This window comes from Ruegeria sp. B1, assembly GCF_056535885.1.
Genome location: NZ_JBQFJA010000001.1, coordinates 4,501,885 through 4,520,104, shown reverse-complemented (window position 1 = coordinate 4,520,104; position 18,220 = coordinate 4,501,885). Strand labels below are relative to the sequence as shown.

Here is an 18,220-nt window from a genome sequence, read left to right as displayed (position 1 = left end):
TGGACCAGGCGGGACGGCAATCTACGCCGTCGAGACCTGCCCGGACACCCCGCCCGAGTTTCGGTTTCAGTTTCGATGGCAGGTCTCCTGACTTGCGGATCATCGCTCTGCCGACCTTCCCAGCCTTTCGGCCAGTGGTATTTCGGCGTTGCTCACCGCTTACAGTTGCGGGGGCAGTCGCGGCCTTGGTCCGTTCCGGTCATCACCGGGCAGGACCGCACCGTGTTCCCTTTTCATCCCGAGCCCTTGTGGGGCGCGAGAACCATCACACAATCGCTAGCGGGTACCGGCGACCAAAGTCAAGTTGATCTTTGGTATCTGACGCCCTGCGATTTGAAGGCCGGAGCTGACCTTAAGTGGACGTTTGGTCAACTCGGATCAGTGTTGACTTACGCCCATCAAAGTGAACTGCTTGGTTCAGATTGAGTCCGAGGGCACCATGTTGGATACGCAGCAGGCGGTACTGACCGAAGAATTTCAATTCCCGTCTGGGCCGGCAATGCTGTCGGCGCGGTTCTACCGACCATTGGCCGAGCCGGATACGGTCGTGGTTCTGAACAGCGCGACAGGTGTGCCGCGCGATTATTATCGACATTTCGCCCATTGGCTGGCCGCAGAACAAGGGATGGCTTGCCTGACCTACGATTATCGAGATTTCGGTCATTCCCGTAGCGGTCACCTGAGAGACTCTCGCGTCACAATGGCGGAGTGGGCTCTGGTCGACATGCCTGCCGCTCGGACCGAGATGCGGAACCGGTTTCCTGACGCAAAACAGTGGACCATTGGCCACTCAATAGGTGCGATGCTGGGGCCGTTGCAGCCGGATATCGATCAGATCGATCGGATGATCTGCGTGTGCTCGGGCCTTGTGACATTGGCCGACCATCCCTGGCCGTATCGGGCTTTGGCCTGGCTTTTCTGGCACGGCCATGCGCCACTGTTTGTGCGTGCATTTGGATACTTGCCCGGGAAAGCGCTCGGGTTTGGGTCCGACCTGCCCGCTTCGGTGTATTGGGAGTGGCGCAAGTGGTGCACGGCCCCGGAGAACTATGTGCCAGATATTGGTGTCGAATTGCCGGACGCCCATTGGTCGGGGTCAGGTGTACCCGTTGATCTGTTCACGTTTGAGGACGACGAAATGGTCCCGCCAGAAGCGGTTTGGCGTCTGGCCGATCTGTACGGCCCAGAGGGTGAGCGACACCTGTTGGTTCCAAAGGACTTTGGGTTGTCAAAAATTGGCCACATCGGGGCGTTTGCCCGCCGCAGTGCAAACATCTGGCCCCGGCTGATCGCCTGAAGTCAGGGGCGCCAAAAATCGGCGCCCCTTTGGTCAGTAGCGTTTGCGGGCATTTTTGTCCTGCATCACGGAGCGCACCATCTTGCCAAAGGCTTTGTTGCGGGCGCGCGATTGCGCCACGGTTTCCGAATTGCGTTGATCCTCGCGCCGCAGTTTTCGCCACCGTTCCAACCTTGCCGAATCAAGCGCGCCTGTTTCGATGGCCGCTTGAACCGCGCAATCGGGCTCTGAGATGTGCTGGCAATCCGAGAACCGGCAGGAATCCGCCAGTTCCAGAATGTCCGAGAACACTTCGTCAACGCCCTCCTGCGCGTTCAGCAACCGCAAGGCGCGCATTCCCGGTGTGTCGATCAGCCACCCGCCGTTGCGCATCAGGCGCAGCGCGCGGACAGTTGTAGTGTGTCGGCCATGTGCATCGTCTTCGCGAATGCTGGCGGTGGCCTCGCTCAACCCGGTCATCCCATTTGCCAGGGTCGTCTTGCCTACCCCGGACGATCCAACCAGCGCTGCGGTCTGACTGGCAGGGCACCAGGACAAAACCTGATGAATGGCGGTCCGATCCAGCGCATTGAGCGTTAGCACAGTTAGAAACGGGGCAAGCGATTGCGCGCGCGCTTCGAAATCGTGGGGGTCGGCACAGGCATCGGCCTTGGTCAGAACAACAACCGGATAGCATCCAGCCTGATGCGCCAGAGCAAGGTAACGCTCTAACCGGGGCAGGTTGAAATCGGCGTTGCAGGAACTGACGATAAACAGCACGTCCACATTGGCGGCGATCAGCTGTGATGTTGCACCGGTTCCCGCCGCACGCCGTTTCAGCACGCTGCGCCGCTGCAACAGATGCTGAACGCAGTTGTTTTCGTCTGCGAGCACCCAGTCTCCAACCGCGAAATCGCCTGTCGGACAATGCGGGGTCAGCAGAGGTATTTCGCCGGCGGGGTCAAGACCGATCAGACGATCCCGGTGAACCGCCGAGACACGAAATGGATTGCATGATGGATTAGCCGCGTGCTGCGCGGCAAAGTGTGAGGACCATCCCAGGTCCGATAAGGTAAAGGACATTGTTCTGCCTGTGTTCAGGTACAACAAACCTTCAGATGGCCACGCGCGCATCTGTCGGTGATGTGTTCAGGCAGTCAGGGGGTTTTGAAATTCAGAACCGCTGTGCCCGAAGGGAATTTGCTACAATCATAAAAGCCCTCCTGCGGCTAGTGATTCCACTGCGCCAATTGGCACCTTAAGTGAGAGGTTGGACATCGACCCAAGCGGGGCTCGTTGTGGCTGCTTCCTTCCGGACCTGACCAGGTTGGCGAGGCGCTCGCCCGCGCCAACCTCTCAGGTGCCGATATAGGCAACACCAGTGGAAAACACAACCCGTCAAAGGGTCAGGCGGATCTGCGCAAACCCCTCGGAATCATGTTTCAGTACCTGTGGATCATACACCTCTATGTCCGAAAGATGCCGGAGCGCTCCGGGTCCCGTTTTGAGGATCGCGTGGGTCCCGGATTGCGGCGTCAGTGAAAACGGGTAGGGCATGGAGTTTATCGGATCGTGTGGTAACTGCTCGGTCAGATAATCCCGCACGACGCTTTTGATGTCCAACGGGGCAACTCGATCCGTTGGGCTTTTTTGACAAAGGAAACTGCCCGCCACCGCTGGCGCGGTAGTTGTTCAGGGCCACGACAAACCTGTGATCTGGTTGAAAGGGTCGTCCCTGGCATGTCAGGTTTTGCACCCTTCCATGGGTCGCGTCCGTCAGATTTCCAGCCGCGTCGAAGCAAGCTGGCCGGGACGGATCAATCTGGTAGGTGAGTCCAAAAATGATGTCGAAATTGTACCCGGCCCGGCGGGTGTCCATCAGATCGGTTTCTGAACCGGGCACCAATTGGTTAAAGACACTTGCCGACATTTCCAGCCAATCGTGTAACTGTGCCCCGGTGATCAGAACCGCCCTCAACTCGTTCGGGAAGACGTGCAAATCCGCGACATGGCGTTGGCAAATCTCGCCGGCCGGGACATCCGTATAGTGCCGGGGGCCCCCGCGCCCGCCCGTTTTGCAAGGTGACACCGCCGATAACAGCGGCAGGTGAGCCCAGGCCGTTTCGGGCAGATATGACCGCACGGCCGCAGCCTGCGCGGATGCCACCAATGCCAGCCCGCGATCTGGCGCACAGAAACTGAAATAGCTGTGCAGGCTGCGCGGAAACCAGGCAACCGGCTCGGCTGCCATCGTCCTGGTGCCCGCATGTCCTGATGCAAAAAGACGCAGCATGTCGGGGTCTTCCGCTATGGGACGGCTGCTTTCTGCTGGAAAGATCGGTCGCAGATCAGTTTGGTGGGTGCTGACGCGCCACCCGCCGCCCGGCTTGGGTTCGACGCGCAAATCAATGACGCCCAGATGGGATCCGGCAGATCCGGGTAAGACAACAGGTTTGTTGTGAATTCGCCCAGCCGTGTGGTCGACATGCTCGCAGTCGTCTTTGACCTTGTTGGGAAAGGCCAGATGTGTGTGACCGGCAATGATCGCATCGATCCCGTTGATCTCGGCAAGAGGCACAACCGCATTTTCCAGTCCTGGATGCGGTCGGCTTTGGCCGAGGCCGGAATGCGCCAGCGCCACAATGACATCGCAGCCATCGGCCAATAGCTTGCCAACGGTGTGTTGTGCCGTTGTCAAAATGTCATCGACAACGACCTCTCCGTGTAAAAGGTGACTTTCCCAACGGGCGGTTTGTGGGGGCAGAACGGAAAAGACGCCGATACGGATCGCTCGGTGGGTGCCGTCTTGGCACACTGCACGGTCGAGAATTATGCGGTCTTGCCATTCCGGAGTTTGGGAGACACATCGCAGGTTGCTACACACAACCGGGCAGGAGGATTGGCTGAGCATGTGATTGATGGCTTCCAACCCAAAGCCAAAATCATGGTTCCCAAGACCGATTGCGTCATAGCCCAATGACTTGAAAGCCTGCATCATCGGGTGTGGGCCACCATTCTGAACAGCCCAATCTCCAAACGGCGTGCCCTGAAGGGAATCGCCGTTGTCGAACAGCAAAACGAGGGCGTCCTGCGCCTGCCGCTGGGCCTCTCGGATCAGGCTTGCCGTTCGTGTGAAGCCAATGGTCGGGTCCGGTCTGTCGGCATAATAGTCGAAGCTGCTCAGGTTCATATGCAGATCGGTTGTCGCCAGAATACGGACATGCGCACTGGGCGGCTGCGTTTGAACCGGCCTTGACGGTTTGTGGTCCAATTTCAATCTTCTACTTTAGGATGCTGTTGTTCGAACAATTTGATTAAAAAGCACAATACGTGAAATTTCCGGGGCGACCATGCGACCTTTCGGCGGCACCTGTCATACTCGAAATCAAGAAAACACCATTGCAAGACAGCTTCAACCATGGCAGCCGTGTGAGCAAGATCTAAAGGACAATTAATGAAAAACGCGGAATCGGTGACTTTCGGCGGCGCGGGTCTGGACCGGGCGGCGCATTTTCGTATCGACGCGGATAAACTGTCCCAAGCCACTGATGATCCGGCGGCACAGTGTCTTTTGGTTTGGCGCGGAAAACCCTTGGTGTGTGGTGAGGCGCTGGACCAAGTTGGGTTGATTCCGATGTCCGATACGTTCGTCATCGAACGCGCAGAGCTTTTTGTCGAAAGCCCAATTTTCCTGGGTTGCCTTGATGATCAGGCTCCGGTTTTTGCGATTGATATGTCCAAATGGACTGCCGAGGGTCAGGATCTTTCCGGTCTGGGTGAGTTTGTCGACAGGACGGTTCAGCATCACCCAGATCTACCTGACGGGTTTGTGTTTGCTGAATTGCGCGGGATGCAGAACTGGTGGCGACTGCAAAGGCGGTGATAGGCTGGCATGAGACACATCGTTTTTGCGCGCGGTGTGGCGCGGCCAGCGTGCCTTCGCAAGCCGGGTGGCAGCGCCGGTGCCCCTCTTGCGGCGCACTGCATTTTCCTCGAACCGATCCGGTCGTTATCATGCTGATCACGCATGGAGATTTAGTTCTGATGGGGCGGTCCCCGGGATGGCCCGAGAAGATGTTCTCTTTGTTGGCCGGCTTTGTTGAGCCCGGCGAAACCCTTGAGGCCGCCGTCCGACGCGAAGTCATGGAGGAGGCGGGCGTTCCGGTTGGTGCGGTCTCTTATCTCTCGAGCCAGCCCTGGCCGTTTCCCGCTTCGCTCATGATTGGATGCGCAGGTGAAGCGCTTTCGCGGGATATCCACATCGACCCCGTCGAGATTGAAGAGGCGATGTGGGTTAGTAAGACCGATGTGATGCAGGCGTTTGCCGGGGAACATCCCAAACTGCTGCCAGCCCGCAAAGGGGCGATCGCACATTTCCTGTTGCAGAACTGGCTTGCAGATACGCTGGACTAAGGAAACACTAGGCAAAAGCACATGCAGCAAAGGCAGATATGCAGTTTCTAGCCCGGGAAGACATCGAAGCTCCGATTCAGTCGGTCTTTGACATGGTTGCTGATTTTGAAAGATTCGAACGAATGGCAATGCGGCGCGGAATTGACGTGCGGCGCATGACCCTTGGAGTGCCGGTTGCTGCGGGAGCTGAGTGGCAAACCGAGTTCAAGCTGCGCGGTAAACCTCGGCAGATGACTATCGTGATGACGGATTACGAACGACCTGGGCAAATGCGGTTCGAATCGACGAGCAAGGGAATGACAGGGGTTACAACGGTTGACTTTCTCGCATTGTCTCAGCGCAAAACCCGGCTGAGTGTCGAAATGTCACTGGCTGCCAAATCGTTACCTGCGCGTCTGTTGTTGCAGTCGCTGAAGCTGGGCCAATCGAGGTTTCGCAGGCAGTTTCAGACGCGTTTGGATGATTTTGCCAGAGAGCTGGAGCAGCGACATTTGCATGGATCGTGAAATCCGTTTTGGGAAAAGGCATGGGCAATTGAAGGATGTGAGCTTTCGAAGCGCGCAAGAAACGGATGCCGAAGGGATCGCAAGTGTTTTGCAAGACCTTGTTGAGGCTGGAAAGCGAACAAAACCATGCACTTCTGAATTTGTTCTGGGTCACTACATAGACCACCCTGATGGTATTCGATGTACGGTCGCTGCGGACGAAATCGGGCGCATCCTGGGCTTTCAGTCGCTCAAACATGCTGTGGCGGACAACCCTTATGATGTGGCTGTCGGCTGGGGCATCATAGGCACGCACATCCGACCGTCAGCTGCCCGCCGTGGCATCGGACGAGGGTTGTTTGCCAAGACATTTGAGGCTGCGCGTAAGTTTGGTCTCACCAGCATTGATGCGACAATTGGCGCGAAAAACAGTGAAGGGCTGGCATATTATGAGGCAATGGGTTTCCGCGAATACCGGACGCAAAAACATGCGGTGTCAAAGGTTTTTCAACTACCGTCCTGAACCTTTTCAGCGTCGGTGTTAGATTGGTGCGGTAAGGCTCAGCTGTGTCTCAGATCATCTTTCTTCATGGCGCATCAAGCAGCGGCAAATCGACAATCGCCAAAGCTTTGCAGCGGCGATTGCCTATGCCGTTCTGGCATGTGTCCATAGACCACCTTAGGGATGCGGGTACGCTCCCAATGGATCGCTTTCGCAGCGGAGAATTTGACTGGTCGGCGTCGAGGTCAACCGTGTTTGATGGTTTTTACCAGTCGCTGGCCGCCTATGCCAATGCCGGTAACAATCTGATTCTCGAACATATCCTCGATACAGCCGGATGGGCGGACACGCTGAAGAGCTTGTTTGAGCCTCATGACGTTCTGTTTGTGGCTGTGCATTGCTCCCTTCCGGTTCTGAACGCCCGCGAGCAAGAACGCGGAGATCGTCAAGCGGGCAGCGCGCAAAAGGACTATTTTGAAATCCATAAGGGCAGACTCTACGACCTCGAAATCCACTCCGAGGCCGGAGTGGAGGAAAATGTCGGGCGTATACTGGATGCCTGGAGTGGCGCTTTGCGTCAGTCCGAATTTGCATCGGGCTCCAATAGGTAGATTTGCCTACCCCCGCGGGTGTGCGGCCGGGTAAACGCCCAATATCTCCACATTTGTTGTAAAGTGCTCCAATTCGTCCATCGCCAGCTTGACGTTGCGGTCTTTGGGGTGGCCAACGATGTCAGCGTAGAACTGGGTTGCGGTGAACGACCCGTCGACCATATAGCTTTCCAGCTTGGTCATGTTGATCCCATTGGTCGCAAATCCCCCCATCGCCTTATACAGCGCGGCGGGAATGTTGCGGACCTGAAATACGAAACTTGTGATCATCCCATAATCTCCACGCCGCGACGTGTCAGCCTCTCGCGACATCAAAAGAAAGCGCGTCGTATTGTCGTCGTGGTCTTCGATATGGTGGGCGAGAACGTCGAGATCGTAGATTTCGGCAGCAAGCGCGCTGGCCAGCGCAGCGGAGTGAATATCCCCCACTTCGGCCACTTCGCGCGCCGCACGGGCATTGTCCGGGCTGACACGGCCGCGAATGTCGTGCTTTTTCAAAAACTCTGCGCATTGCGGCAGGAGAACCAGATGTGAATGCGCTTCGGCAATGTCCTCAAGCTTTGCCCCTTTGACACCAAGCAGGTTGATGTGAACCCGCACAAAGGCCTCGTCGATAATCTGCAAGCCGCTATGGGGCAGCAGCCGATGGATGTCGGCAACACGCCCGTATGTGGTGTTTTCAACCGGCAACATGGCAAGATCGGCATCGCCCGCGCGGACCGATTCGATCACATCCTCAAAGGTCCGGCAGGGCAAAGCCTCCATATCCGGGCGCGCATTACGGCAGGCTTCGTGACTGTAGGCGCCGGGTTCCCCCTGAAAGGCAATGCGGTTGGTCATTTGGTCGATTCCATGCAACAAGTTCGTGAATTGGGCGTTTCGTCGCGGTGTCTATACCTTGCCTCTCGTCAGGGGAAGCCTTAGACACCTGCGCAGACAGCTGAAATGGACTCGCGATCAATGTTCGACACGATGACAGTTACCAAGGCCGCAGCAGGCCTGTTCGGCACGTTTCTGGTGCTGCTGTTGGCCAAATGGGGGGCCGACATTCTTTATTATGCCGGTGGCCATGGTGACGGCGAACTTGCGTATATCATCGAAACCGAAAGCGCGGGTGAAAGCGCGGACGGCGAAGAAATTGTGTTCGAGGACATGTTGGCGGCTGCCGATCCCGAGAAGGGCGCCCGCGTGTACCGTAAGTGTACGGCTTGCCACAAACTGGAAGATGGCGCCAATGGCACCGGTCCGTACCTGTATGGTATCGTTGACCGGCCCGTTGCAACGGCCAAAGGATTCACCGGTTATTCGGCAGCCATGCAGGCGCATGGCGGAAACTGGACACCTGAGGCCCTAGACGCCTTCCTTGAACGCCCAAGCGCGTATATTTCGGGCACATCCATGAGCTTTGCGGGCTTGAGAAAACCCGAAGAACGCGCCGATCTGATTGCGTATCTGCAAACCATCGGGAACTGATATCCGGTCAATTCTAGGTGATTCCAGGCCGCTGCCGACAGGCAGCGGCTTTTTTGTTCCGGAAAAACTTCACAAAGCGTTTATGCATTCTAAACTTGAAACAGTCAGTGCTGGACCTTTAGCTAGGTTTAGCCGCATGAAGACGGTCGGGACTATGCAGGAGAGGCGGGTATGACGAATAAACGCATTTGGCCAGCGCAGACGGTGCTAAAGCGGCGCACTGCCCTTCAGCTTTTGGGTGGCGGCGCTCTGGCTGCGGTGACGCCGAGCTTGCAAGGCGCCTTTGCCGCTGGTGTTGAAGGAAGTGGCACAATCAAGGCGCACGGATACTCCTATTTCGGAGATCTCAGCTACCCGCCTGATTTTCCACATTTCGATTATGTGAACCCAAATGCCCCCATTGGCGGAGAGATTTCCGTCTCCACCCGGGGAACGTTTGATGGCATGAACCGCTTTAACTGGCAGGGTAAGGCGGGTCTTTATTCCGGGCTGATAGCGGAAAGCATGTTTGGCGGCAGCCCGTTCGGGTCAGCCTCGCCTGCCGACTCGATCACCGAATCCTACGGGCTACTTGCCGAGTCCGTCGAGTACCCCGACACCAAGGAATGGTGCATCTTTTATATGCGTCCAGAGGCGCGGTTTGCCGATGGAACGCCGCTGACAGCCCATGATGCCGCCTTTACCCATGATCTGTTCCTGGAACAGGGCATCCGCAGTTATGCGCGGGCGGTCAAGCAGCGCATTGAAGGTTATGAAATCATCGACGATCACACGATCAAATACAATTTTGTGGATGGGATCTCGCGCCGGTCCCTCATTTCTCAAGTCGGTGGTACGCCTGTCTTTTCAAAGGCCTGGTATGAAGAAACCGGAGAGCGGTTGGACAAGCAAAGCCTCGTGACGCCCATGGGCAGCGGCCCGTATGTGGTCGATGATTTTGAGTTGAACCGATATATCCTTTACCGTCGCAATCCCGACTACTGGGGTTGGCATTTGCCGATCAACGTGGGTCGGCACAATTTTGAAACCGTACGGGTCGAGTACTTTGCAGACGATGCAGCCGAGTTCGAAGCCTTCAAGGCCGGCATATACACCTTCCGCGCCGAAGGCAGCACCAAGAAATGGGCAACCGGATACGATTTTCCTGCGGTTCAAAAGGGCTATGTGAAGCGTGAGAGCATTCCCGTGATGACGCCGCCGTCGCCTTCGGGTTTCATTTTCAACATGCAGCGCGCGCCATTCGACGACATCAAAGTCCGGGAAGCACTCGGACTGGCGTTTAACTTCGAATGGACCTCTGAATCGCTCCAGTTCGGGTTGACTGAGCAACGCCATTCGTTTGCCGAAAACTCGGAAGTTGCAGCGGATGGGGTGCCCACCGATCAAGAGATAGCGTTCCTAGAATCGCTCGGTGATATCGTTCCCGAAGAGATCTTTACTCAAGAGGCAGTGCGCGCTCATAGCTCCAGCGCAAGCCGAACAGTCGACCGCCGAAATAAACGGACAGCATTGCAACTGTTTTCCGACGCGGGTTGGACGGTCTCCGGCGACGGTAAGCTGAGAGATGCCGAAGGCAACCCGATGGCAATCACAATCATGCTCAACGCGTCCTCTTCGGACACTGCCGAGGCAATCGTGACGACATATGCGTCGAACCTGGAAAGCTTTGGCATATCGGTCACAGTCGAAAAACTGATAGCGCACAGTGGATTCAGCGCTACTACGACAAAGATTTCGACATGATCTTTTTCCGCAACCAGCCTTTCCTGGAAGCGGGTACTGGCCTGAAGCAGGCCTACGGATCAGAAACGGCGGTGGTGTCGTCTTACAATCCTCAATCCCTTCAGGAACCTTTGGTCGATGCAATCATTGATGCGGCCTTGGAAACCAAGTCCCGTGAGGAAGAAATTGCTGCGTTGAAGTCGCTGGATCGCGTATTGCGATACCTGCGCATTCAGGTCCCCACAGGGTATGTCGCAGATACATGGGTTGCGTATTACGACATGTTCGAGCATCCCGAAGTGCTGCCACCACTTGCTGTCGGTCAGTTTGACTTCTGGTGGTTCAACGAGGAGAAATTCCAGGAATTGAAGGCCGCAGGCGCGGTGAGGTAACCGGTTTTGGGCGCATACATTCTCCGCCGGCTGTTGCTGGTGATCCCGACGCTGATCGGCATCATGGTCGTGAACTTCACTCTGGTTCAATTTGTTCCAGGCGGCCCGATCGAGCAAATCCTGGCCCAGATGCAAGGCGAAGGGGATGTTTTTGCCGGCTTTGCCGGTGGCGAAGGGGCGCAGACCGAAGAAACCTTTGGCTCGGACAGTGAGTATATCGGCGCGCGTGGTCTGCCCAAGGAGTTCATAGAAGAACTTGAAAAAGAGTTCGGGTTCGATAAACCGCCGCTGGAGCGGTTTTTGACGATGATGGGCAACTATCTGACTTTGGACTTCGGCGAGAGCTACTTTCGCTCGATCAGTGTGATTGATCTGGTGCTGGAAAAATGCCGGTTTCGATCTCACTGGGTCTCTGGTCGACTCTAATTGCCTATCTTGTCTCGATCCCGCTGGGTATCCGCAAAGCCGTCAAGGACGGCTCTCAGTTCGACACGTGGACCAGCGGAGCCATTATCGTGGCCTATGCGATCCCCGGTTTTCTCTTCGCCATCCTTTTGCTTGTGCTGTTTGCCGGCGGTTCGTACTGGCAGATTTTCCCCCTGCGCGGTCTGACCTCAGACAATTGGGAAAGTCTCAGCCTGTTTGGCAAGATTGTCGACTATTTCTGGCACATTGCCTTGCCGATCATAGCGCTGACAATCTCGGCCTTTGCGACGCTGACCCTGCTGACAAAGAACTCCTTTCTCGATGAGATCAAAAAGCAATACGTCATGACGGCGCGTGCAAAAGGGCTGAGTGAGCGGAAGGTTTTGTATGGTCACATCTTCCGTAACGCGATGCTGATCGTAATCGCGGGTTTTCCTGCTGTCTTCATAGGCGTGTTCTTTGGTGGCTCGATCATCATCGAAACCATCTTTTCGTTGGACGGTCTGGGGCGTCTGGGTTTCGAAGCAGCCGTGGCGCGAGACTACCCGGTCATTTTCGGTACGCTGTTCATCTTTGGTCTGATGGGGCTTGTTGTCGGCATCATCAGCGACCTGATGTACGTTCTGGTCGACCCGCGTATCGACTTTGAAAAGCGGGAGGGGTAATGGCACTGTCCCCCTTAATCAGCGCCGCTGGCGCAACTTCCGGCGTAATGGTCGGGCCTTCTGGGCGCTGATCATTTTCTCCGTGCTTTTTGGCCTGTCATTGTTTGCCGAGTTCATCGCCAATGACAAACCGATCCTGGTGAAGTATCGCGGCGATTTCTACACGCCGATCTTCAACTTCTACGCCGAAACCGAGTTTGGCGGCGATTTTCAGACCGAAGCGATCTACCGCGATCCCGAAGTTCAATGCCTGATCGACAGCGGTGGGCTTGAACAATGTTTTGACGATCCCGAAGGCATTATTGAGCAGATCGATGCCGGAACGTTTCAGGCCGAGGGTTTCGAACGCGGTTGGGCCATATGGCCGTTGATCCCCTATTCATATAACACCAGCGTCGACCGCCCCGGCGCAGCGCCCCTGCCACCAAACGGGCAGAACCTTCTCGGTACCGATGACACCAAACGGGATGTCCTGGCGCGGGTGATCTATGGGTTCCGTTTGTCCATTTTGTTCACCTTGATCGTCACCGGCGCGGCCAGCCTAGTCGGGATTTTTGCAGGCGCCATTCAGGGGTTCTTTGGCGGATGGTTGGACCTGATATTTCAGCGGATCATCGAAATCTGGTCGGCGACGCCATCGCTGTATGTGATTATCATCATGTTCGCCATACTTGGCCGAAGTTTCTGGCTGCTGGTGGCCTTGATGATCCTGTTCAGTTGGACCGGTCTGGTCGGCGTTGTACGCGCGGAGTTTCTGAGGGCTCGAAATCTGGAATATGTGCGCGCTGCAAGGGCGCTGGGCGTCGGCAACATGACCATCATGTTCCGCCACATGCTGCCCAACGCGATGGTCGCCACACTGACCTTCATGCCGTTCATCGTAACCGGAACAATCGGCGGGCTTGCCTCGCTGGATTTTCTTGGGTTCGGCCTGCCGTCTTCGGCCCCCTCTCTGGGAGAGCTGACCCTTCAGGCCAAACAGAACCTGCAGGCGCCGTGGCTGGCGTTCACCGCCTTCTTTACTTTCGCCATTATGCTGTCGCTGCTGGTCTTCATTTTTGAAGGCGTCCGTGATGCCTTTGACCCGAGAAAGACCTTTTCATGAGCCTGTTGGATGTAAAGAACCTCAAGGTTTCCTTCCGACAGGACGGACAGGTCTCTGCGGCTGTGAAAGGTTTGTCCTTTAGCGTTGATCGCGGTGAAACGGTTGCGTTGGTTGGAGAGTCCGGGTCGGGCAAGTCCGTCACAGCCCTGTCGACCGTGTCTTTGCTGGGTGAGAGTGCGATTGTGGAAGGGTCGGCAAAATACGACGGGCAAGAGATGATCGGGGCCTCTGAGCAGCATCTGATGGACGTGCGCGGTAACGACATCAGCTTTATCTTTCAGGAGCCGATGACCTCGCTGAACCCTCTGCACACGATTCAGAAGCAGATGGCGGAATCTCTGGCGCTGCACCAGAATGTGACAGGTGATACCGCACGCGACAGGATTATCGAACTGTTAGTCAAGGTCGGTATCCGCGACCCCCAGGACCGGTTGGACAGTTATCCACATCAGCTGTCCGGCGGTCAGCGGCAGCGTGTGATGATTGCCATGGCCTTGGCCAACAAGCCGGATATCCTGATTGCGGATGAGCCCACAACCGCTTTGGACGTGACCATTCAGGCTCAGATTCTTGAGTTGCTTGCAGAATTGCAGCGATCCGAGAACATGGGGATGCTGTTCATCACCCATGACCTGGGCATTGTGCGGCGGATCGCAGACCGGGTTTGTGTGATGAAAGATGGCGAGATCGTCGAGACGGGCCCGACGCTTGAAATTTTCGACAACCCGCAACATCCATATACGCGCAAATTACTTGCGGCAGAGCCATCTGGCGCGCCCGATCCGGTGGCGGGCGATGCGGAGGAAGTTGCCAAAACTGAACACCTGAAGGTCTGGTTTCCGATTCAACGCGGGCTGTTGAAACGCACCGTTGGCTATGTGAAAGCGGTCAACGACGCGACCCTGAGCGTGCGCGCGGGGGAGACGCTGGGCATTGTCGGTGAAAGCGGTTCGGGGAAGACGACGCTGGCCTTGGCGATCATGCGGCTGATCGCGTCCGAAGGTGAAATCACATACCGTGATCAGGATGTCCGAAGCTGGTCGACACGCGAGTTACGGCGGCTGCGCAAGGATATGCAGATCGTTTTTCAGGATCCGTTCGGTAGCCTCAGCCCGCGCATGACCTGCCAGCAGATCATCGCCGAAGGCCTGGCAATCCATAAGGTCGATCCGCATCGCGCTCCGCGAGATCTGGTGGCCGAGGTGATGACCGAGGTCGGCCTTGATCCTGTGTCAATGGATCGGTACCCGCACGAGTTCTCGGGCGGCCAGCGTCAGCGCATCGCCATTGCGCGGGCGATGGTTTTGCGTCCAAAACTGCTGGTGCTGGACGAACCAACAAGCGCGCTGGACATGACCGTGCAGGTGCAGATTGTGGACCTGCTGCGGGATCTTCAACGAAAATACGGGCTGGCCTATCTGTTCATCAGCCATGACCTGAAGGTTGTGCGGGCCATGTCGCACAAAGTGATCGTCATGCGAAATGGCGACGTGATCGAGATGGGCGCTGCCGAGGATCTGTTCGAAAACGCGCAGACGGAGTACACCCGCGAACTGATCGCTGCGGCGGGCTAAAGGCAGCCTGCCTCTAAAACACTTCAGGCGTTGGCGGTTTCCCGTGCAGCCGATTTGGGCACTGGCCCGCGAAGCTCTTCGTAGTGATCAAAGTTCAGCTTAACCCAACCGGTGCCGCGCGTTGCGCTTGCAAGGGTGCGGTGCAGCTCGTCCTCGGCGACCGCCGGCAGCAGGGCGTTGAATATCTCCCATCCTGATGCGTTTGGATTGCCTTCAAAGCCCAGCACCTGACCCTGCAGAGAACTGATCGTTGGTACGAGATCGCCCACAAAAGCTGAAGGCAGGTGGATTTCTGCGTTCAGGATGGGTTGCAGGACAACCGGTTTGGCCTGCGGGAGCGCCTCGCGCACGGCGTTTTGCCTGCGGTCCGGAACGCATAGTCCGAGCTGTCGACATTGTGGTGTTTGCCATCGCTCAGCGTGACTTTGACATCGACGACAGGAAACCCTTCGGGCCCCTGTATCAGCGCGTCTTTGGCGCCGTGTTCGACCGATGGAATGTAGTTTCTGGGTACCGCACCGCCTTTAACGACTTCCTCGAACTGAAATCCCGCACCGCGCGGCATTGGCCCTATCGAAATCACCACATCCGCAAATTGCCCGGCGCCGCCGGATTGCTTGCGGTGCCTGTGCCGGTGTTCGATGGTTGACTTGATGGTCTCGCGATACGCGGTTTCAACAGGTTCGGCCTCGATTTCGATCCCAAAATCCTCGGCCAGTTTCGCCGTCACGCGCCGCATATGCTGCGGACCTTGCGAGCCAAGCACTGCGTGCCCGCTGAGTTCATCCTGTTCCAGATGCAGTCCAGGATCGATCTCGGCCATGCGTGACAAGGCGTTCGACAGGCGCACATCGTCGCGTTCATGGGACGGAGACACCACTTGCCGGTGAGCCACCGGGTGCGAAGACGCCCACTCCGGAAGCGGAGTGGCCGAGTTGCTGTCATACAGATATCCGGGATTGAGGTGATCGGATTTCACTGCCAGCCCGATCTGTCCTGCCTCCAACGCACCGATCTGTGTCTTGGCGTCCAGCGTTGTCAGATTGCCAACTGTTTCCCCTCCCAAGGCTTCGTGCGCCTTAACGCCGTCGCCGAGACCCCGCAGAACAACGATTTTTCCAATGTGCTTTTTAACATCCGCAAAACCCGCAATGGCGCGGGCATTGTCTGCGGCCTCATCCCGACCGGCGGCGATATCGAATTCCGGCGCCTCATGCCGCAGAGCTTTCATCAAGCGGGTGAGGCCGTTTCCATGACTTGCCGCGCCCAGGCAGGCTGGGATTAGCTGGTGGTTCTGCAAGACCTGAGCTGCAAGATCATAGACTTCGTCACTGGGAGGTTGTTTGTCTTCAATCAGTTGCTCCAACAAATGGTCGTCGAAATCCGACAGTGTTTCCAAAAGTTCGGTGCGGGCCTCCTGTTCGCGGTCTTCGACCGATTGGGGCAGTTCGATCAGGGCAGAGGGCTGCCCCTCCTGATACTTCCACGCGCGTTCCGAGATCAGATCGACGGCGCCTATAATCGCGCCGCCTTCGCGGATCGGAACCTGGCGCAAGGCGATGTGATGCGTGCAGTAGGTCTGTAGCGCTGCGATGATGTCGCGGATACGACCGTTCGGATTGTCCATCCGGTTGATAAACAGGAAACAGGGAATGCCGGCTTCTTCGACCAACCGCAGGTAAGGGGCGCACAGAACGGCGGTGTCCGGGTCCGGCGGAACTACCACAACAGCGGCATCCGAAATTGCCATGGCCGGGCCGACATAGGCCAGTGCGTCCCCGCCGCCATCGACGTCGACGGCGCACCAGGGTTCGCCCAAGTAAGAAAAACCGTGCAAATGCACGGTTCCGGAAACATCGAATGTTGTGGGGCGTCCGTCGAGGCGGCTAATGGCCTCGACCAGGGTAGATTTGCCCGATTGGCTGGGGCCGAGGACGGTGAAAACGCGCATAGGTGCTGTCCCTCTTTCAGGTTTCAGAACGGCTGCACGACAAGAGGTGCCCCACGCAGATGCGTTGGCAGGGACTGCCTGTGAATTGTCCTACCTCGGGTGCGGAACGGTCTGCCGCCCGCGTAGCAAGTGTGTGGAAAACCCTGGGCGTACGTCAAGCCCCCGTTCAGTTTTTTGGATGGGCCGGGCGGATAACCGTTCAACCCGTTTTCTTTAAATCGCCGAACTGTGACCAGCCTTGCTGAGGTCATAGGCGTCAAAGCTGCGGGCGATCATGCGGGTCAGGGCACGCGCCTCTTGCGGGATGTAAAGTCCGTCCCCGGTAACGCGCAGCAAGCCATCGAAGGTTGCGTTTGCGGTCTGATACATCTTTTGCAGCTCAGTGGCGGTTATGTCGTGATCCCGTAGTATTTCCGCCGAGTCGATCTGGAAATCGCACATCAGTGCTTCGATAAGCCGGGCACGCAGGACGTCCTGATCTTTAAACAAATGGCCGCGCGCGGTCGAGAACTGCCCCTCGCGGATCGCCTTGTTATGCACGGACGTGGCCGGCGCGTTCTGGGCATAGCCCTGTGGAAAGCGCGAGATTGAACTGGCGCCGATACCGATCAGAACCTTGGCTTGATCGTCTGTGTACCCCTGAAAGTTCCGCTTCAGTCGTCCCGCGCGCAAGGCATGTGTCAGCCCGTCATCCTGGGTCGCGAAATGGTCGATCCCAATTTCGGCATAGTTATCCCACATGAACAGCCGCCGCGCGGTATCAAACAAATCCAGCCGCTGTTCGGGTGTTGGCAGCGCATCGGACGGGATCAACTGTTGCCGTTTCGCCATCCAAGGGACATGCGCGTACCCATAAAGTGCCACGCGGTCCGGGTTGAGCGACAGCAGCTTCTGCACGCTTTCTGTCATCCGTGTTTTGGTCTGATGCGGGAGGCCGAAAAGAATATCTGCGTTCAGACTGGCAATGCCGCGCGCCCGGATCATTTCGATCGCGTCGCGGGTTGTGTCATAGCTTTGGATGCGTCCGATGGTTTTCTGGATTTGATCGTCAAAATCCTGCACCCCGATTGAAGCCCGGTTCATTCCGGCTTCGGCCAAAGCGTCCAGACGGGCCTCGTCGATTTCGTTGGGGTCGATCTCAACCGAGAACTCTGCGTCCGGCCCCATAGGCACGATCCCGAGAATATGTTGCGCCAGTTCGCGCATCAGGGTGGGATTCAAAAGCGTTGGCGTACCGCCACCCCAATGCAGGCGCGACAGTTTGACGCCTGCGGGCAAACGTGCGGCCAGCAGGTCCAGTTCTGCCTTCAGGATGTCCACATAAGCAATGACCGGATTATCCGTTTGCGTGCCCTGCGTCCTGCAGGCGCAAAACCAGCACAGCCTACGGCAAAAAGGTACATGAATATATAGAGATACCGCGCTGTTGGGCGTTATGTCCGAAATCCAGTTACCGAAAAGATCGGCCCCCACGTCATTGCTGAAGTGGGGAGCGGTCGGGTAGCTCGTGTAACGCGGCACCTTCGCGTCAAAAAGTCCGAGCTTTGCCAATTGTGGTTTCACTATCATAACGATACCCTTATTCGAGAACCGAACCGGCTACTTTGATAAAGATCAAGTGGGAA

Annotated in this window: 13 protein-coding genes, 1 other RNA gene, 3 pseudogenes and 1 riboswitch; of the genes and pseudogenes, 11 read left to right on the top strand and 6 right to left on the bottom strand. The window is 56.8% G+C overall.

Annotation, left to right across the window (positions count from 1 at the left end; all coding sequences use genetic code 11):
- Positions 1-60 precede the first annotated feature (60 nt).
- A riboswitch (cobalamin riboswitch) is annotated at positions 61-281 on the bottom strand.
- 131 nt (positions 282-412) lie between these two features.
- Complete coding sequence (locus ACR3ES_RS22435; protein WP_480424555.1) at positions 413-1,297, top strand: alpha/beta hydrolase family protein; 885 nt, start codon at positions 413-415, stop codon at positions 1,295-1,297.
- 33 nt (positions 1,298-1,330) lie between these two features.
- On the opposite strand, the gene rsgA is transcribed toward ACR3ES_RS22435, so the two are convergent.
- The 3 genes from rsgA to ACR3ES_RS22420 form a co-directional block, all read right to left on the bottom strand.
- Positions 1,331-2,359 carry a ribosome small subunit-dependent GTPase A gene (gene rsgA, locus ACR3ES_RS22430; RefSeq protein ID WP_170431134.1) on the bottom strand — a complete coding sequence of 343 codons (1,029 nt, stop codon included), beginning with the start codon at positions 2,357-2,359 and terminating at the stop codon, positions 1,331-1,333.
- Positions 2,360-2,536: 177 nt separating this feature from the next.
- An RNA gene (ffs, locus tag ACR3ES_RS22425) (signal recognition particle sRNA small type) lies at positions 2,537-2,635 on the bottom strand.
- A gap of 97 nt (positions 2,636-2,732) precedes the next feature.
- The gene (locus tag ACR3ES_RS22420; RefSeq protein ID WP_480634762.1) at positions 2,733-4,547 is read right to left on the bottom strand and encodes a bifunctional 2',3'-cyclic-nucleotide 2'-phosphodiesterase/3'-nucleotidase; all 1,815 of its coding nucleotides are present in this window, start codon (positions 4,545-4,547) and stop codon (positions 2,733-2,735) included.
- Between the two features lie 183 nt (positions 4,548-4,730).
- Here ACR3ES_RS22420 and nudC point away from each other — a divergent pair.
- The 4 genes and pseudogenes from nudC (at position 4,731) to ACR3ES_RS22400 (ending at position 7,287) form a co-directional block, all read left to right on the top strand.
- Positions 4,731-5,689: pseudogene (gene nudC / locus ACR3ES_RS22415) on the top strand (NAD(+) diphosphatase).
- Between the two features lie 38 nt (positions 5,690-5,727).
- On the top strand, positions 5,728-6,195 hold the full coding sequence (locus tag ACR3ES_RS22410) for an SRPBCC family protein (RefSeq protein WP_170431138.1): 468 nt from the start codon (positions 5,728-5,730) through the stop codon (positions 6,193-6,195).
- Positions 6,185-6,697 carry a GNAT family N-acetyltransferase gene (locus tag ACR3ES_RS22405; RefSeq protein ID WP_170431140.1) on the top strand — a complete coding sequence of 171 codons (513 nt, stop codon included), beginning with the start codon at positions 6,185-6,187 and terminating at the stop codon, positions 6,695-6,697. Before ACR3ES_RS22410 ends, ACR3ES_RS22405 begins: the two co-directional genes overlap by 11 nt.
- Positions 6,698-6,741: 44 nt before the next feature.
- A complete protein-coding gene (locus ACR3ES_RS22400; protein ID WP_480424551.1) occupies positions 6,742-7,287 on the top strand; it encodes a chloramphenicol phosphotransferase CPT family protein in 546 nt (181 codons plus the stop codon).
- A gap of 6 nt (positions 7,288-7,293) precedes the next feature.
- Here ACR3ES_RS22400 and ACR3ES_RS22395 read toward each other — a convergent pair whose 3' ends face one another.
- Positions 7,294-8,127 carry a prephenate dehydratase gene (locus ACR3ES_RS22395; RefSeq protein ID WP_170431144.1) on the bottom strand — a complete coding sequence of 278 codons (834 nt, stop codon included), beginning with the start codon at positions 8,125-8,127 and terminating at the stop codon, positions 7,294-7,296.
- Between the two features lie 120 nt (positions 8,128-8,247).
- On the opposite strand from ACR3ES_RS22395, the gene ACR3ES_RS22390 reads away from it, so the two are divergent.
- From ACR3ES_RS22390 to ACR3ES_RS22365, 6 genes and pseudogenes are all read left to right on the top strand, one after another.
- Positions 8,248-8,760, top strand: a complete 513-nt coding sequence (locus tag ACR3ES_RS22390; protein ID WP_170431247.1) for a c-type cytochrome — start codon at positions 8,248-8,250, stop codon at positions 8,758-8,760.
- A gap of 171 nt (positions 8,761-8,931) precedes the next feature.
- Positions 8,932-10,503, top strand: a complete 1,572-nt coding sequence (locus ACR3ES_RS22385; protein WP_480634761.1) for an extracellular solute-binding protein — start codon at positions 8,932-8,934, stop codon at positions 10,501-10,503.
- Positions 10,500-10,874, top strand: coding sequence for a hypothetical protein (locus ACR3ES_RS22380; RefSeq protein ID WP_480634760.1), 375 nt, complete (start codon positions 10,500-10,502; stop codon positions 10,872-10,874). The genes ACR3ES_RS22385 and ACR3ES_RS22380 overlap by 4 nt, the downstream gene beginning before the upstream one ends.
- A 6-nt stretch (positions 10,875-10,880) precedes the next feature.
- Positions 10,881-11,965: pseudogene (locus tag ACR3ES_RS22375) on the top strand (microcin C ABC transporter permease YejB).
- The gene (locus tag ACR3ES_RS22370) at positions 11,946-13,070 is read left to right on the top strand and encodes an ABC transporter permease (protein WP_480634759.1); all 1,125 of its coding nucleotides are present in this window, start codon (positions 11,946-11,948) and stop codon (positions 13,068-13,070) included. The pseudogene ACR3ES_RS22375 and the gene ACR3ES_RS22370 overlap by 20 nt, the downstream one beginning before the upstream one ends.
- Positions 13,067-14,644, top strand: coding sequence for an ABC transporter ATP-binding protein (locus tag ACR3ES_RS22365; protein ID WP_170431151.1), 1,578 nt, complete (start codon positions 13,067-13,069; stop codon positions 14,642-14,644). Before ACR3ES_RS22370 ends, ACR3ES_RS22365 begins: the two co-directional genes overlap by 4 nt.
- A 23-nt stretch (positions 14,645-14,667) precedes the next feature.
- Here ACR3ES_RS22365 and ACR3ES_RS22360 read toward each other — a convergent pair.
- Positions 14,668-16,595: pseudogene (locus tag ACR3ES_RS22360) on the bottom strand (elongation factor G).
- 213 nt (positions 16,596-16,808) lie between these two features.
- Entirely contained in the window at positions 16,809-18,164 is a 1,356-nt protein-coding gene (gene hemN, locus ACR3ES_RS22355) for an oxygen-independent coproporphyrinogen III oxidase (protein ID WP_170431156.1), read from the bottom strand.
- Positions 18,165-18,220: the final 56 nt, after the last annotated feature.